Below are 16,294 nucleotides of genomic sequence, written 5' to 3' on the forward strand. Positions count from 1 at the left end.
CGACGAGTACGTAAAGTGTCCGCAAACGAGCAGAGAGTGGGGACAGTGGTCGAATTCCGCATCGACCGGCGCAGCGGTGTGGCCACGTACCTCCAGATCGTGCGCCAGGTCGAACAGGCCCTGCGCATGGGCGCGTTGGTGGAGGGCGACCGGCTGCCCACGGCGGCCCAGGTCGCCGCCGCCACCAAGGTGAACCCGAACACGACGCTCAAGGCCTACCGCGAGCTGGAGCGGGCGGGCCTCGCGGAGGTCCGCCAGGGGGCGGGCACATTCATCACCCGCTCGCTGGCCCGCCCCCAGGCGGGTCCTGACTCGCCCCTGCAGAGTTCTCTGGCGGAGTGGATGGAGCAGGCGCGGTCCGCGGGGCTCACGGGCTCGGACGTTACGGCGCTGTTCGAGGCGGTGCGCGCGGCCACCTTCCAGGGGGACGCGGCCGGCTGAGCCGGGTGTCACGGGGCCGCCCTCGACAAACCCCATAAGCAACCGCTTAGTATCGGGTGTGCGGGGCCCTCTGCCCCGGGATCGGTACCGCCGTCACCCCATGGAGAAACCGCATGGAATCCCTGCTCCTGTCCCGTCGCGACCTCGATTTCCTGCTGTACGAGTGGCTCGACGTGCCCGCGCTCACCGGCCGGGAGCGGTACGCGGACCACTCCCGGGAGACCTTCGACGCCGCGCTCGAACTGAGCGAGCAGATCGCCACGCGGCACTTCGCCCCGCACAACAAGAAGAACGACGCCCAGGAGCCCACCTTCGACGGGGAGCGGGTGCACATCATCCCCGAGGTGAAGGAGGCGCTGCGGGTCTTCGGCGACTCCGGGCTCCTGGCCAGCGCCATGGACCACGAGATCGGCGGCGGGCAGCTGCCCGCCGTGGTGGCGCAGGCCTGCTTCGCGTGGTTCCAGGCGGCGAACGTCGGCACGGCCGCGTATCCCTTCCTGACCATGGGCAACGCCAATCTGCTCCTCGCGCACGCGTCGAAGGAGCAGATCGACACCTTCGTGCGCCCCATGGTGGAGGGCCGCTTCCTGGGGACGATGTGCCTGTCGGAGCCGCAGGCGGGCTCGTCGCTCGCCGATGTGCGGACGCGGGCCGAGGAGCGGGAGGACGGGACCTACCGCCTCTTCGGGAACAAGATGTGGATCTCCGGCGGCGAGCACGAGCTCTCCGAGAACATCGTGCATCTGGTGCTCGCCCGGATTCCGGGCGGCCCGCCCGGTGTGAAGGGGCTCTCGCTCTTCATCGTGCCCAAGGTGCTCGTCGGCGACGACGGGTCGCTCGGCGAGCGCAATGACGTCGTGCTCGCGGGCCTCAACCACAAGATGGGCTACCGAGGGACCACGAACACGCTCCTCAACTTCGGCGAGGGCGCCCATCGTCCCGGTGGTGAGCCCGGCGCGGTCGGCCATCTCATCGGTGAGGCCAACCGCGGGCTCGCGTACATGTTCCACATGATGAACGAGGCCCGGATCGGCGTGGGCCTCGGCGCCACCGCGCTCGGCTACACCGGCTACCTGCACGCCCTGGACTACGCGCGCACCCGCCCGCAGGGCCGTCCGCTCGCGGCGAAGGACCCCGCTTCGGCGCAGGTCCCGATCATCGAGCACGCCGACGTACGCAAGATGCTCCTCGCCCAGAAGGCGTACGTGGAGGGCGCGTTGGCGCTCAACCTGTACTGCGGGCGGCTGCTCGACGAGCAGAACACCGGCACCTCTCCGCAGACGCGCGACGAGGCCAAGCTGCTGCTCGACGTGCTCACGCCCATCGCCAAGAGCTGGCCGTCGCAGTGGTGCCTGGAGGCCAACAACCTGGCGATCCAGGTGCACGGCGGCTACGGCTACACCCGCGAGTACAACGTCGAGCAGTTCTACCGCGACAACCGCCTCAACCCCATCCATGAGGGCACGCACGGCATCCATGGCCTCGATCTGCTGGGCCGCAAGGTGATCATGGACGGCGGCGCGGGCCTTCGGCTGCTCGTCGAGCGGATCTCGCGGACGTCCGCCCGCGCCGCCGCGGCGGGCGGTTCCGCGTCCGGGTACGGGCGGGCGCTCGACGCGTCCGCGGCGCGTGCCGTGGAGGTGACCCAGCGGCTCTGGTCGACCGGTGACCCGCAGACGGCGCTCGCCAACGCGAGCGTCTACCTCGAAGCGGTCGGGCACGTGGTCGTCGCCTGGATGTGGCTGGAGCAGCTTCTCGCGGCGGAGCCCGGCGCAGAGGACTTCCACGCCGGCAAGCGCGCCGCCTGCCGTTACTTCTTCCGCCATGAACTGCCCAAGACGGAGGCCCAGTTCACGCTCCTGGAGAGCCTGGACCGGACCGCGCTCGAACTGGACGAGAACGCCTTCTGACCCAGAAATAGAGGTACACCGAGCACACCGCCGCGAACGCGCACCACGTGGAGATGTACTCGCGACGCCACAGCAGCACGCACACCGCCGCCCCGACGGCGACCAGGACGCCGAAGAGGACCAGGCCCCGGTCGCCGGAGAGGAGCAGGGAGCCGACGGTGGCGATCAGGTAGGCGGCGATGATCAGCTCGGGCCGGGGCAGGCCGAACGCGTAGCCGACCGTGTGGCCGCGGATCTCGGCCGTCACGGTGCGGGTCGCCAGGTAGTAGGAGAGCACCGCCGCCGTCGCCATGCCCGCCACGAGGGGGATCAGCAGACGGCGGCGGGCGCTCGGCGGAGCCGCGCACAGCACCGCCACGGGCAGCCACAGCGCCAGCAGCGGCAGGGCGATCACCGCCCAGGCGACGGTGGCCCACCCCGTGCCGCCGTCGCTCCGCCAGACCTCGGACTCGATGATCTGATGGGCGCCGAGCAGCAGCGGCAGCGCGGCGACCGGCAGATCACGCACCCGGCCCCCGCGCGCCGCCCGGGTCACACACGCGACCCCCACGGCACCGACACCCACACCCGCCACGAGATCGGCCGTCGCGCTCCAGCACATGGATCACACGCTACGACCCCCGCCACAGCGGGGCGCGGCGGGCGGTTCAGCGGGGTTACCCGAGGGCGCCGGGGTCGGGCTCGATGTTCTGGTTGAGGCGGAAGACGTTGTCCGGGTCGTACGTGGCCTTGACCCGCGCCAGGCGGGTGTAGTTGTCGCGGTAGCTGGCCCGGACGCGTTCCTGGCCCTCCTCCATCATCATGTTCACGTAGGCGCCGCCCGCCGAGAACGGGTGCAGCGCGTCGAAGTAGTCGACGGTCCAGCGCTTGATGAGACCGGCGTTGCCCGGGTCTGTGTCCACTCCCGCGTAGACGCAGGCCCAGCGGGCACCGCGATAGCTCCAGGCGGTCTCCGCCGTGCCGTGGTCGTGGGCGGCGCCGTCGATGGGATACAGGTGCATCGTCGACTTCATGGTCGGCACCTCGGGGCCGAACTTGGCGTGCAGGGCGACGGCGTCGTCCGGGATCTCGTCGACGAAGTCCGCGCGCCAGTACCACTGGTCGCCGGGCGGGTAGAGCCCGTCGAACATGGACTGCAGCATGGGGTGCGGCATCGGGGCCACGGCGTGCAGGAGCGGGTCGGGCAGCGCGTCGAGCAGGGGCGCCATGGCGTGGGCCGCGGCCTCCGGGTCCTCGATGGTGTGGCACCACACGACGCCGCAGATCTTGCGCAGATGGAGGGTCTCGGGGAACGGCGGGGCCGGCGGCACGGTGCCGTACATGAAGAAGCCGTTCACCTCGCGCGGCGCCCGGGGCAGGAAGTCCCGGTAGGCGGCGAGCACCTCGGCGCCCTGTTCCGCGGGCCAGAAGGTGGGGCCCGCGACGACCGTGCTCAGCTCGTGCAGCCGGAAGAGGAACGAGGTGACGACGCCGAAGTTGCCGCCGCCTCCGCGGATCGCCCAGTACAGATCCGTGTTCTCGTCGGCGCTCGCCCGCACCTGACGGCCGTCGGCCAGGACGAGGTCCGCCTCCAGGACGTTGTCGATGCTCAGCCCGAACCTGCGGGTGAGGTGGCCGAGGCCGCCGCCGAGAGTGAGCCCGCCGACGCCGGTCGTGGAGATGATGCCGCTCGGCGTGGCCATGCCCTGCTCGTGCGTCGCGCGGTCCACCTCGCTCCACACGCAGCCGCCGCCGACGCGTACGGTGCGGTTCGGCGCGTCGACCTCGACCGACTTGAGCGGGGAGAGGTCGGCGACCACACCGCCGTCGACGGTGCCGAGGCCCGCTCCGTGGTGGCCGCCGCCGCGGACCGCGAGCGGCAGACCGTGCGCGCGGGCGAAGCCGATGACCCGGGACACGTCATCGGCGTCCGTGCAGCGGGCGACGAGCGCGGGGCGCTTGTCGGCCATCGCGTTGTAGACGGCACGCGCCTCGTCGTACCCGGCGTCGTCCGGGCCCGTCAACTCACCCTTGAATCCTGCCAGTTCGCTGCGCGCTGCCTGTGCGGGCGTGATGGACATATGCTCCCCCGGTGGTTCGGCGTGTCCGATCCGCCCGTTCTAGTACTGTCCGCCACCCACCGATATCCGTGCCACCACCTAGCTCACGTCCGGCGATTACCTACTTTTCGCGGCCGATTTCCATCCCCAGCTGTGCGGCGCGGGCGGCGACCTCGCGCCGGGTGCGGGCGCCGAGCTTCTCCAGGACCGCGCGGACGTGGTTGTCGACCGTGCGCACGGACAGGAAGAGCCGCTCGGCGATCTCGATGTTGGTGAGCCCCTCCGCGAGGAGCCGTCCGACCTGGAGCTGGCGGCCGGTGAGGCCCGCTGGGTTGCGCCGGGTCGCCGCGTGCGGGCCGCGCGGGATGCGGGCGACGCCGAGGTCGCGCAGGTCGGCGCGGACGATCCGGGCCAGGGGTTCGGCGCCCAGGGCGTCGAGGCCGGCGAGCGCGGTGAGCTTGTCCGCCGGGTCGGGGCTCTCGGCGAGGGCCGCCGCGTGCTCGTAGGGGCAGCCAGCGGCCCGCCACGCCTCGGCCGCCCGACGCCACTGGCCGGCGGCCTGCAGGGCGTAGGGGTGATCGGAGCCGTCGGCGGGAGGCGGGTGCCCCGCTCTGGCGAGCCAGTGGCCGAGTTCCGCGCGGTAGGGCGTCGCGGCCAGGCCGCGCGCCTGCGTGTACAGGGGGCCGACGGCGTCCAGCACGGCCGCGTGGTCACCGCGCAGCCAGGCGGCCTCCGCGCGGGCCGCGGCGACCGGGCCCGTGCGCTGGAGCTCCCGGGTCCGCTCGGCGACCTCCCAGGCCCGCACCAGGAGTTCGTCGGCGCCTTCCGCGCCGCGCCGGATGCGTACGCGTGCCAGGACCGTCAGGGCGGGGCAGCGGGCGGGCGGGAATTCGTAGGCGTCGCCTGACTCGGCGTGCTTCTCCGCCTCGTCCCACCTCCCCGCGGCGAACTGCCGCAGCGCCAGCTCCACTTGGAGATAGCGCAGAAATCCCAGGTGCTCCGTGCGGTCCGCGTATTCCATGGCGGGCGCCAGGAAGTGGTCCGCCTCCACGAACCGGAGATTCTCCAGGAGGGTCCAGATGACGTTGGCGTAGGCGCGGCAGGCGTGTTCGGCCTCGCCCGCCTTCAGCGCGACCGCCAGGCTCTCCTCCAGCTGCGGCCTGCCCAATGGGTCGCCGCCGCGCCAGCGGGCGGTGCCCACGTTGTTCAGGGCGTGCGAGAGGATCGCCGCGTCGTCCGTGCGGCGGGCCAGGGTGATGGCGCGTTCGCCGTAGCCGATGGCCTCGGCGTACCGGTCGGAGAGCATGCGCAGTTGCGAGGTGTTGCTGAGCGCGAGCGCCAACAGCCGCTCGTCACCGGCCTGTTCGAGTACGTCGATGGCTTCCCTGGCGGCCTCCTGCGCGGCGTCCGCGTCGCCCGCCCACCAGTGGATGCGCGACAGCCAGCGCAGATCGGCGCCGAGCGCCCGCAGGTCGCCCAGGGAGCGGCGCAGGGCGACGGCTTCGCGCTGGGCGCCGACGGCGGCGGGCGAGTCGGCGATGGTGTAGCTCTCCACCGCGAACCGCTCCAGGAGGTCGGCGAGTTCGGCCGGTCCGTAGCGGTCCCGCTGCCGCAGGACGAGCCGCAGCTGGGCGGCGGCCTCGCGGTGCGCGCCGGTGCGGGCCGCGTCCCTCGCCGCGTCGGGGCCGTAGCGCGCGATGGCGTCGTGGTCGCCCGCCTGGGCGGCGTGGTGCACGATGCGGGAGGAGTCGGCGCCGGGCTGCGCGACCAGGACGGCGAGCACGTTCCGGTCGAGCTCGATGCGCCGTGCCGCGGGCAGCGAGTCGGCGATGGCGCGCCGGATGATCTCGTGCCGGAACATCACGCGCTCGGGGGTCACGACGAGCAGGCCGCGCCGTTCCGCCGAGGCCAGCTGGCCGACCCCGCCCGGCAGCAGCGCGTCGGCCAGGGTGCGCTCGGCCGCCGAGGGGACCACGGCGAGCTGTTCGAGGGCGTCGCGTGCGGCGTCGTCGAGGCCGCGCAGCCGGGCCAGGACGGCGTCGACCACGGTGGGGGGCACGTCTCCGGTGCCGCCCGCCGCGACGACCTCGGCCACGTAGAAGGGGTTGCCCGACGTAACCGCGTACACCTGCGCGGGGTCTAGGCGGCTCACCGAGCTCAGCGTGCGCACGGCGTCGCGGGAGAGCCTGGGCAGGGGTACGCGGTGCACGCGGGCCGCCCTCGACACCTGGCCCAGGAGGTGCCGCAGCGGGTGTTCGCGGCCCAGCTCGTCGTCGCGGAAGGTCAGCACGAGGACCGCGGGCATCCGGTCCACGCGGCGTACCAGGAACCGCAGCGCGTCGAGAGAGGCCTCATCCGCCCAGTGCACGTCCTCTACGACAAGGACCGTCGGATGCGGCGGGTCGCCCAGCTCGGCCCGCAGCGCGTCGTACACGCGATAGCGGTCACCGCCCTCGGTGACCGCCTGCGCCAGCTCGGTGCGGACACTGCCGACGAGATCACGGAAGGGGCCGAGCGGCCGCCGGGTCGCAAGGTCGTCGCACTGTCCGACAAGCACCCTGGCCTGCGAGGACAGCGCACCCGGCAAAGCGTTCACCAGGCTCGACTTGCCGATGCCGGCCTCTCCGAAGACGAGCGCCACCGAGCCCGCTCCGCCCCCCGCCTCGCGTGCGGCGGCGGCCAGTCGAGCCAGTTCTCGATCCCGCTCCAGGATCCCCCCGTCCACGCGGAAATTCTCCCACGAGGCCACCCATTTCCGTCGCCCGTACGGAGACCCGCCGCCCCGCGCCTCCCCCGTCTCGTACAGGAGGGGCAGAAGGATGGCCCTCCCCGCAGGCGACATGAGTAAAGCGCGTACGCTTACGTCATCGATCACAGGAGATCGCTGCCCCCGTTCCCTGCCAGGAGGACACATGACCTCGGCGTCACAGACCGCGCGCACTTCCCAGACCCTCGACCGCCCCTTCGGTGTCGGCAGCCTCACCCTGCCCAACCGCATCGTGATGGCCCCCATGACCAGGGAGTTCTCACCGGGTGGCGTGCCGGGCGCGGACGTGGCGGAGTACTACGCGCGCCGGGCCGCCGCCGGGGTCGGCCTGATCATCACCGAGGGGACGTACGTCGATCACGCCTCGGCCGGCACGAGCGACCGGGTCCCGCGCTTCTATGGCGATGACGCCCTCGAAGGCTGGCGCAAGGTGGTCGACGCGGTGCACGCGGCGGGCGGGAAGATCATTCCGCAGCTCTGGCACGTCGGCATCACCCGCGACGAGGGCAAGGGACCGGTGCCGTCCGCTCCCGCGGCGGGCCCCTCCGGGATCGACCTGGACGGGCAGGCCAAGGGCAGCACCATGACCGCCGACGACCTCGACGACGTGATCCGCGCGTTCGCCGACGCCGCGGCCGCCGCCGAGCGCATCGGATTCGACGGCATCGAACTGCACGGCGCGCACGGCTACTTGCTCGACCAGTTCCTCTGGGAGCGCACCAACCGCCGCACGGACGGCTACGGCGGCGACATCGAGTCCCGCACCCGTTTCGCCGCGGAGATCGTCGCGGCGGTACGCGCCGCCGTCTCACCCGACTTCCCCGTCTTCTTCCGGCTCTCGCAGTGGAAGGCCGGCAGCTACGACGCGCAGCTCGCCCAGTCCCCCGAGGAGTTGGAGCGCCTGCTCACCCCGCTGGTGAACGCGGGCGTGGACGTCCTGCACGCCTCCACCCGCCGCTACTGGGAGCCCGAGTTCGAGGGCAGCGACCTCAACCTCGCGGGCTGGGTCAAGAAGGTGTCCGGCGTGCCGGTGGTGACCGTGGGCTCGGTCGGCCTCGACCAGGTGTTCATCGGTTCGCAGGGCTGGGCGGCACCGTCCGCGGCGACCGGCATCGAGCCGCTCGTCGAGCGCCTGGAGCGGGACGAGTTCGACCTGGTGGCGGTGGGGCGCGCCCTCATCGCCGACCCGGAGTGGGCGGCCAAGGCCCTGGAGAACCGGCTCGGCGAGGCACTGCCCTTCGACAAGTCGCTTCTCAAGAGCCTGGTCTGAGCGAGCCCGGCAGGCGGCCTTCCGTGGCGACAGCAGTCAAGTCCATACGCTGCTGTCGCCCGCGGTCGCGTACGATATGCGCATGACCTGGCCTGCCACCGAGCGCTATTTCCCCACCGCCGTTCCCGGCGGCCTGGGGCTCGTGCAGGACATCCTGAACACGGCGCCGACCGGCCACGCCGCCGAAGCCGATCTCCTCGGGGACCTGACCGCCGCGCAGGGCTGGGTGTCCGTCGCGCTCCCCACCTGGGCCGAGAGGACGGGACGCACGGCGGTGCGGCTCACCCTCACCGAGGAGGACCTGCCCAAGCTGCGGCAACTGCGCGAACAGCTGCGCCGCGCCCTGCTCTCCCGGTGCGGCACGACGAACGGCGAGACCGCCCGCTTCACCTCGTGCGCCCTCCAGGTGAACCTGCACGGCGACGCCGCCCTGACCACCGAGCCCGAGGGCGAGGGCTGGCGCTGGCTGACGTCCGCCGTGCTGTGCGAGGCGCTGCTCGCCCAGACCACCGGAGAGTGGCGCCGCCTGAAGATCTGCCGCAATGAACGCTGCGCCACGGCGTTCTACGACCGCTCCCGCAACAACAGCGGCGTCTGGCACTCCACCCGCGACTGCGGCAACGCCGCGAACCTGCGGGCCTCGCGCCAACGCCGCCGCGCGGGCGCGCAGCCGGAGCCGGCGCCCACTCCGGACGCCAACGCGTAGAACCACCGGGACCACCGGGACCACCAGAACCGGCCGGCCCCGCGAGCCTCAACTCCCGTACTCCACCAAGCTGGTGGGCGTCACGACGCGGCGCGCCGGGCCCTCCGCCGGCTTCCTGCCCGGGTCGGATTCCCTCCCCCGCATCCGGTCGGCGAGGAGCCTGCCCGCCGCCCGGCCGATCTCATCGCTGTCGTACGCGACGAGGGTGAGCGGCAGCCCGAGCGCGTCGGCCAGTTCGAAGTCGTCGAAGCCCGCGAGCGCGGTGTCGGTGCCGGACGCGCGCAGGGCGCGGAACGCGCCGATCGTGTTGCGGTTGTTGGAGCAGAACAGCGCGGTGGGCGGCTCCGGCAGCGCGAGGAGTTCGGCCGCGGCACGCCGGGCCTCGCGCGGTTCGGTCTGCCCTTGCCGTACGTAGTCCTCGTCGAAGCGGATGCCATGGGCGGCGAGGGCCGCCGCGTACCCGCGCAGACGCTCGGTGCCGGTGTAGACGGCGGGCGGCGAGCCGAGGAAGCCGATCCGACGGTGTCCGCGGACGATGAGGCGGGCGGTGGCGGCGCGGGCCCCTCCGAAGTCGTCGACCAGGACGCAGTCCGCGTCGAACCCTTCGGGCGGCCTGCTGGCGAGCACCACGGGCACGCCGTCGGCGGCCGCCGCGGCGAGGTGGCGCTGGTCGGCCGCGGCGGGGACGGCGATGATGCCGTCGACGCGACGGGCCACCAGGTCGGCGACCAGCTCGCGTTCGGCGTCCAGGTCCTGGCCGGTGTTCCCGATGACGGTCTTGAAGCCGTCGCCCGCGATGACGGAGTCGACGCCGAGGGCGAACCGCGAGTAGAAGGGGTTGGCCAGGTTCGTGACGACGAGTCCGACCAGGCCCGTGCCGCGTCCCAGACGCAGGCTGCGGGCCACCTCGTTGGGCCGGTAGCCGAGTTCCGCCGCCGCGACGCGAATGCGTTCACGGGTGGACGGCAGGACGCGCGGGTCGTCGCGCAGGGCCCTGGAGGCGGTCATCGCACTGACGCCCACCCGCTCGGCGACATCGCGCAGCGTGGGCGGACCGTCCATGGGGGAACGCGGTTCGGGCATCGTCATGTGTGTCCTTTCCCGGGGGTCGCCTCACCTCCCGGCAGCCCTCACATACTCGGCCGTCCCGATCAGCGCCGCGTCCGCGCCCAGCGTGCCGGGGCGCGGTGTCACCGGAGTATCCCCGAGGCCGGTGCGCAGGGCGGGGCCGACGAGGTCCCAGGACAGCGCCATGGCGCCGCCGACGACGACCGCCGATGCGCCGAAGTCACGTAAGCACGGGGCGAGGACAGTACCCAGGGCGGCGAGGGCTTCGTCAAGGACCCGTGCGGCCCCTTGTTCGCCCTGGCGCGCCCGCTCGGCGATGTCCCGCACATCGACCCCGCGTTCGCCGCCGTAGCGGGCGAGGATCGCCCGTCGCGAGACGGTGGCCTCCAGCGGGGCGCCGGACCAGCGCAGGAGGTCGACGCGTCCCTCGGGCGGTATCCCCGGCCCCTCCCGGCACAGGACGCCGTCCACGAGGAACGCCGACCCCACGCCCGACCCCAGGGTGATTCCCGCGCAGCGCCGATGGCCGACCGCGGCCCCCGCGCTCCACTCCCCGAGGAGGAACGCGTGCGCGTCATTGAGGAACACCACGTCGGCGGGCCTTGGCCACACTCCGTCGAGCAGCACCGAGCGCACGTCGACGCCGTACAGGTCGTCGAACTTCCCCACACCTTCGAAGCGGGCGATCCCCTTCTCGTGGTCGAAGGGCCCCGGCACGGCGGCGCCCCACACCTGCCCCGCGGGCACATCGAGCTCCCCGGCGCAGCGCACGACCGTGCCGAGTACGTGCTCGGCGTCGCCCCGCGCGTCGAGCGCTCGCCGGACGCTGCGGCTCACCCGCGTGCGCGAGGAGTCCACCAGAGCGGCGGTGACATGGGTGCCGCCGATCTCCAGGACGGCTCTCACGGATGTCCCGCGCCGGCGCCCGCGGCCCGGCGGTCCCGCACGAGTGCCTTCACGACCTTCGCCGGGCCGTCCCGCGACTCCAGGCGGTAGCCGCCGACCGCCGCGGGCACCGTCAGCGTCTCCGCGTACGCCAGGGTGTGCCGCTCCCCCGCCGAGGTCAGCACGGTGACCCCGGCCCCCTCCACCACGTTCAGGACGTGGAACCGTCCCGCCGTGTCGTCCGCGGCGACGGCGTCCGCGGCGAGCGTGTAGCGCCGCACCTCGTAGAACATCTCGTCCAGGGCGCCGAGCAGTTCCTCGCACCAGCCGTCCCCGCGGCGCAGGACGTACGGCTCCTGCACGAGGTCGCGGGTCACGGCGTCGCCGCGCCGCCGTGTCTCCAGGTTGGTCAGGCCGTGTTCGTAGGGCAGGGGGCGCGGGTTGCCGTCGGCGTCCGGCCGCAGCCAGTCGTAGAAGCGCAGGCTGTAGAGGTACGGGGTCGCGCTGATCTCCAGGACGAGGTTTCCGGCGCCGCTCGCGTGCGGGGTGCCTGCCGGGATCATGAAGAGTCTGCCCTGCTCGGCGGGGAACGTCATGACGTGGTCCGCGGGGTCCATCGGCACGCCGTCGTGCGCCGCTTCCTCGATCTCCTTGCGGAAGAGGCCGAGGTCGGCGTCCTCGCGCAGGCCGAGATAGACGCGGGTGTGCGCGCTGCCGAGCGTCATGTAGTACGTCTCGTGCTGGGTGTAGTGCCAGCCGAACCGCTCGCGCATGTACGGCTCCTTGGGGTGGCAGTGCACCGACAGGTTGCCGCCGCCCACGGTGTCCAGATAGTCGAAACGGATCGGGAAGGACGTGCCGAAGCGGGCGTGCGCCTCCGGTCCGAGCACTTCTTCGGGGTGCAGGACGCACAGGAGCTGGAAGGGGACTTCCGCCTGCGCCTCGGGGCCGTCCCCGATGAGGATGCCCGCCTCCGGGGCGATGAGTTCGTACCCGAGCGCGGTGTTGCGTGCGCCGGGGTTGAATCCGAGCGCGCGCTGGCCCCAATGCCCGCCCCAGGGCGTCGAGTTGAAGAACGGCCTGGCGCGTACGGGGCGCCGGGCGAGCTCGGCGTAGCTGGCCCGCAGCCCCTCCCCGTCGACGAACACGGGACGCCCGGGCTCTTGCACGTCGACCCAGCCGTCCAACTGCCGCGCGAGCGCGTCACGGTGGCGGTCCAGCATCGGCCAGTCGACAAAGAAGAGCCGCTTCAACTCGGGCGGCTCACCCGGCAGTCCGAGGTTGCCCCCCTCCCCTGCCGTCACCGCGGCCTCCGCGTACCGCTTGGGCAGGTCGGCGTACCAGAGCACATCGTGCAGAACCAGCGAGGCGCCCGGCCCGTACACGAGCAGCAGGCCTTCCAGATCACCGTCGTCCTGCGGGATCTCATCGAACAGGTCGGTGAGCGGATTCTCCGCGAGCTTGCAGTAGTAGGGGTCGTCCGCGTCCGGTGCGCTCATGGTGCGACGCCGGACGTCGGCCGGGGGCGCGTAGCGCGTACGGATGTCGAGGGTGCGTACGGGCAAGGGGCAGGCGGCGGTGAGCCGCGCCACGATGGTCTCCCAGTCGGCTGCCGGCGGCCCCTCGACGGCCACGACCGCGGGTTCGGCCGGCAACTGAGCGGCCACGGCCTCCCATCCGGCGGTCAGTACGGTCCCCGGTGCCGGGGGGTAACGCGGGTCGAGCCGGTACACGCATGCTCCTTCGTGCGGGGGTTCTTCATGGGACGCGGGGATACGGGGATACGCGGTCAGAGACGTGTCAACAGCACGGCGGTGGTGCCGAGAGCGGGAAGATCGACGGTCAACGCACCAAGTTCACATGCCAGTTCACTTGATTTCGCGCCCAGATAGGTGGCGCTGTGCGCGGCCGCGACGGGGAAGTGGACCCGCACCGGGCAGGCCACGGGTTGTTCGGCGAAGGACTGCAGCCGCAGCAGGATCTCGCCGGGCCGCGGAACGGTGCAGCCGACCAGGCGGACCCGAGCGTCCCCGAGGTCGACGAAGGAAAGCGACGCAGGCCCTGCGCCCTCCGCTCCCCTGGCCCGCACGCCGCGCAATGGGCGGCTCCAGGCCGCGGCCGTGCGGGGGCCGAGCCCGTCGGCGGTGGGAGCGCAGGCGAGGCTGTAGCGGAAGGTGAACTCGAAGCCCTGCTCACTGGGGAAGTTGGTGTCCCAGAGGTTGTTGTGGATCCAGGAGAAGACGGTGGCCGGCTCGTCGTGCCCCATGGTCTTCGGGAAGGGTGCGTACGGCAGCGCGATGTTGCCGAACTGCACGAGTGGCGCGTCCTGCGTGGACCAGGCCACCGCGAGCCCTTCTTCGGCGAGGGTCACCCAGCGGCGTACGGCCCGCATGTGCAGGGCCGAACCCGGCACCACGGGAAGGGTGTTGCCGGTGAGCCCGCCGGAGGCCTCCATACGGACGACCGGCTCGTCGAAGGCGAAGGGAAACGCGAAGTAGGCGCTCTCCTTGCGGAGCGTCGCGTCCTTGTCGAGACGGTTCTCGATGTCCAGGCGTGGCACACCCACGGGCAGGGTGAGGGTGGTGCGCAGCCGGTTGGCCCCGGCCGGACGGGTCTCGTACGTGATCGACTCGGCCATCGCGGTGGAGCGGCGGGCGATGAGCGCGGCGGGCGGGGCGACGGCGCGGTCTCCGAGGTGTTCGAGGCGGTCGGAGGCGGTGGTGCGGCTGGAGTTGTGGTTGAAGGCCCCCGCGGTGGTGTAGCTGTCGTGGATGTAGCCGTTGAAGCCGACGATCGCACCCTGCCGGACGAGTTCGCGCCCGGTCGCCTTGTCGATGACGGAGGCGATGCAGGCGTGGGCCAGGTCCACGCGAACGGCAAGGTGTTCATTCTCCAGCAGCGTCGGCTCAAGCCGCGCATGCGCCGCGGCGGCACTCTCCGCCGGATCCTCGCGCTCGGTGCCGCCGGTGGGGTTCCACCCGGTGGCGGCCTTCACGACCGTCGCCGACGACCCCTGGCTGGCCCAGTCCGCCCCGGCGTGACGTCCGCTCGCCAGGCGCGCCCGGGTCGAGGACCCGGTGTCCGCAACGACCGCGCTCTCTGCCGGATCCACCCGCTTGGTGCCATCCGTGGGGTTCCTGCCGGTGGCAGCCCTCACCACCGCGGCAGCCGACCGCTGGTTGCCGCCAGGGGGGCTCCAGCCCGTGGCGGCCATTGCGTCTGTCGCACCCGACTGCTCGCCGGTCCGTGCCGCGTCCGCGGTGATGTCCAGGCGTACCGATCCCGCGGGCGGTACCTCTTTCACGCGCACCAGCAGGAAGCGTCCGGCGTCTCGGTGGTCGTCGTTTGTCTGGGGCTCCTCCTCGTGGGCGATGCGGCGTCCGCTGCGGGCGTCGTGTACGGCCACCGGATGGTCGAGCGGCACGGTGCTTTCCGGGAGGAAGATCCGTACGACGTCCGTGCGCGGCCAGGAGCAGGTGTTGAGCACGTGGTACGTGGCCGCCGCGCCCGGAGCCGTCGCGAGGCGCTGCCCCAGGCGGGCGCTCGCCCTGCCGAGCAGCGCGTGTCCGTCGTCGTATGCGCGCATCGCCTGCCCGTATTTCCAGTGCCACTGGTGCTCACCGGAGTGGCCGCCCTCGTCCCCGTGGGTCCACGGGTCGCCGGCGCCCCAGGTGTGCTCGTCGAAGAGCGACACCGCCTCGTAGACCCCGGACGCGTCCGCGCTGTCTTCCTCCGCCCCCGTGGCGCCGAGGAGTCCTGCGAACGTGCCGATGGTCTGGGCGTCGGCGACCACGGACTGGGCGGTGCGGGCCAGGGACAGCGGCCGCGCGCCTGAGCCGACTCCGTCGACCCACCAGTCGGTCCAGTCGCCGTCGAAGGTCTGGACGGCGTCGCCGAGCCTGGCCTCGGCGTCGGTGAAGAAGTCCTCGTTGCGGGAGAGCCGCAGCTGCGGGAAGGCCCAGGTCTCGTTCCAGCGGCGGACGGTGTCGGCGATGATGCGGCGGGGCGGCGCGTTGTCGCCGAACTTGCCCTGGACGCGCAGGTGGAGCACGTCCCAGGGGTAGGGCTCGCGCTTGACCTCGGTCCGGTCCATGGCCCAGCCGAAGATGCCGCCGCGGTAGGGGTAGGGGTTGGTGGCCAGGGAGGTGAGGTAGGCGGGAAGGAGGTCGTCCACGTCCGCGTAGGCTGTGTCGAAGCCGAGCAGCGGGCCCTCCATGTACGCGAGGCCGTGCGGGGTGTCGGTGACCCAGACGAGGACGCTGTTGCCGCTGGGGGCCCGCCAGCGGAAGAGGCGGGGCAGCTTCTCGCCGCCGACCAGGTGGGGCACGGAGCGTCCGGCCCAGTTGTGCGCCACGGAGAGGTACTTGACCCCGGCGGCGGCCAGCGCGTCGACCAGGCCGACGACCGCTCCCGGCACGTCGGTCTGCATGGCGGAGGTGAACGTGACGCCGTACCGCTCGCGCACCTCGTGTGCCAGGCGCAGCAGTTCGTGCAGTTCGTCCGTCGAGCAGGTCTCGGTGTGCAGATTGAACGGCAGCGCCGTCAGCTCGATGCGCCCCTCGCGGACCCGGCGTACGAACTCGTCGACCTGCTCGGCGGGGCGGGCATCGGCCCACTGCCGGAACGACCACAGCGACTCGACGCACCACCGGAAGCGGGACTCGGCGGGCCAGGTGTCGGTGGCCCGGGTCAGCTCGAGGCAGGAGTCGAGGAAGGAGAGGTGCTCGGCGAGGACGTGTCCCTGGGGGTCGGTGTAGCCGATGTCGAGGTGGGAGTGGTGGATCAGGTGGAGGGTCCAGCGGCGCTGCGGGGTGAGCCGTAGGTCGATGCCCTCGGTGTCGTCGGCGGTGTCCGGCAAGCAGAGCGTGAGGCGGGTCTCGGTGTCGACGGCGGGCACCATGAGGCGTACGGATCCGCCGGGGCCGGCGAGCCGCTCGACGGGGAGCGCGGCACCGGACTCCGTGCGGACGGTCAACTCAGGTGGGATGACGGCCCCGTTGACCGCCTCGACCCGCAGTGACTGCGTCAGGCCCTCGCCGTCCGCCGCCTCGCGCAACAGCGGCTCCTGCGTCAGCCGCAGCGTGGCGCCGCCGAGGCTGCCCTCCGCGGTGATGACGGAGGAGCGCAGGCTGTCGCGTATCCGGTCGTTGTCCCAGTCGGTGGTACGGACGAGGGCGCGTGTCGTCATGCGGTTCTCTCCCGGTGGGA

11 protein-coding genes are annotated in these 16,294 nt (G+C 72.3%); 4 read left to right on the forward strand and 7 right to left on the reverse strand.

Annotated features, from left to right (window positions below; all coding sequences use genetic code 11):
• Positions 1–36 precede the first annotated feature (36 nt).
• Both AB0I66_RS10635 and AB0I66_RS10640 read left to right on the forward strand, forming a co-directional pair.
• A complete protein-coding gene (locus AB0I66_RS10635; RefSeq protein WP_363207387.1) occupies positions 37–441 on the forward strand; it encodes a GntR family transcriptional regulator in 405 nt (134 codons plus the stop codon).
• A 113-nt stretch (positions 442–554) separates the two neighbouring features.
• A complete protein-coding gene (locus AB0I66_RS10640) occupies positions 555–2,351 on the forward strand; it encodes an acyl-CoA dehydrogenase (protein ID WP_363207388.1) in 1,797 nt (598 codons plus the stop codon).
• Here the strand turns inward: AB0I66_RS10640 and AB0I66_RS10645 are convergent.
• The 3 genes from AB0I66_RS10645 to AB0I66_RS10655 all read right to left on the reverse strand — a co-directional run bounded on the left by AB0I66_RS10645 (position 2,293) and on the right by AB0I66_RS10655 (position 7,115).
• Positions 2,293–2,952, reverse strand: coding sequence for a DUF6629 family protein (locus AB0I66_RS10645; protein ID WP_363207389.1), 660 nt, complete (start codon positions 2,950–2,952; stop codon positions 2,293–2,295). The genes AB0I66_RS10640 and AB0I66_RS10645 overlap by 59 nt on opposite strands.
• 55 nt (positions 2,953–3,007) lie before the next feature.
• A complete protein-coding gene (locus tag AB0I66_RS10650) occupies positions 3,008–4,411 on the reverse strand; it encodes an FAD-binding oxidoreductase (protein ID WP_363207390.1) in 1,404 nt (467 codons plus the stop codon).
• Between the two features lie 100 nt (positions 4,412–4,511).
• Positions 4,512–7,115, reverse strand: a complete 2,604-nt coding sequence (locus tag AB0I66_RS10655) for an AAA family ATPase (protein WP_363207391.1) — start codon at positions 7,113–7,115, stop codon at positions 4,512–4,514.
• A 187-nt stretch (positions 7,116–7,302) separates the two neighbouring features.
• Here AB0I66_RS10655 and AB0I66_RS10660 point away from each other — a divergent pair, with 187 nt between their 5' ends.
• On the forward strand, positions 7,303–8,427 hold the full coding sequence (locus AB0I66_RS10660; RefSeq protein ID WP_363207392.1) for an NADH:flavin oxidoreductase: 1,125 nt from the start codon (positions 7,303–7,305) through the stop codon (positions 8,425–8,427).
• A gap of 82 nt (positions 8,428–8,509) precedes the next feature.
• A complete protein-coding gene (locus AB0I66_RS10665) occupies positions 8,510–9,133 on the forward strand; it encodes a CGNR zinc finger domain-containing protein (RefSeq protein WP_363207393.1) in 624 nt (207 codons plus the stop codon).
• 48 nt (positions 9,134–9,181) lie between these two features.
• Here AB0I66_RS10665 and AB0I66_RS10670 read toward each other — a convergent pair whose 3' ends face one another.
• The 4 genes from AB0I66_RS10670 to AB0I66_RS10685 are packed head-to-tail and all read right to left on the reverse strand — an operon-like array spanning position 9,182 to position 16,274.
• Positions 9,182–10,222: a LacI family DNA-binding transcriptional regulator gene (locus tag AB0I66_RS10670; protein WP_363207394.1), complete on the reverse strand. Its 1,041-nt coding sequence runs from the start codon at positions 10,220–10,222 to the stop codon at positions 9,182–9,184.
• A gap of 24 nt (positions 10,223–10,246) precedes the next feature.
• The gene (locus AB0I66_RS10675; protein ID WP_363207395.1) at positions 10,247–11,107 is read right to left on the reverse strand and encodes an ROK family protein; all 861 of its coding nucleotides are present in this window, start codon (positions 11,105–11,107) and stop codon (positions 10,247–10,249) included.
• A complete protein-coding gene (locus tag AB0I66_RS10680; RefSeq protein WP_363207396.1) occupies positions 11,104–12,819 on the reverse strand; it encodes a hypothetical protein in 1,716 nt (571 codons plus the stop codon). Before AB0I66_RS10680 ends, AB0I66_RS10675 begins: the two co-directional genes overlap by 4 nt.
• 56 nt (positions 12,820–12,875) lie before the next feature.
• A complete protein-coding gene (locus AB0I66_RS10685; RefSeq protein ID WP_363207397.1) occupies positions 12,876–16,274 on the reverse strand; it encodes an alpha-mannosidase in 3,399 nt (1,132 codons plus the stop codon).
• Positions 16,275–16,294: the final 20 nt, after the last annotated feature.

Source organism: Streptomyces sp. NPDC050439 (assembly GCF_040655335.1).
In the GTDB taxonomy this organism is placed as follows: domain Bacteria; phylum Actinomycetota; class Actinomycetes; order Streptomycetales; family Streptomycetaceae; genus Streptomyces.